The following is a 400-nucleotide window of genomic DNA, read 5'->3' on the forward strand; positions in this document are numbered from 1 at the left end:
GTACTTAAATTACAAAAATGTAATAATGCGCAATTTTTTAAAGATCGAGTTTTTATTGATCAAAAACATCCGCATTATATGGATTTTTCAGCCTATATGAATGAAGGCGGCGTAGAACATCATCGTATTATTGCCGTTAATATTTTAAAAAATAATGAATCGATAGGAATTGCATTATTTTTTGATAATGATGAACAAAGCTTTGATCCAGTTAAAATTTCATTGCTTGCTGAACATGGAATGAATTTTTCGCGTTATCTTGAGCTAAAATATAATCATGAGATTTTGAATGAATTATATGAACAGCAGTGTGCTTTGAATTTTAGTAAAACTAAGTTTTTTTCTATTATTTCACATGATTTGCGTGCGCCGTTTCATGGTTTGCTGGGCTTCTCTGAAG

The 400-nt window shown here is 30.2% G+C and carries 1 protein-coding gene; it reads left to right on the plus strand.

The features are described from left to right. Positions 1-78: 78 nt before the first annotated feature. Positions 79-400, plus strand: a 322-nt coding sequence (locus M3205_RS25305) for an ATP-binding protein (protein WP_251172373.1), incomplete at its 3' end; no start/stop codon positions are given.

It is taken from the genome of Cytobacillus firmus, from assembly GCF_023715565.1.
In the GTDB taxonomy this organism is placed as follows: Bacteria; Bacillota; Bacilli; order Bacillales; family Cytobacillaceae; genus Cytobacillus; species Cytobacillus firmus_C.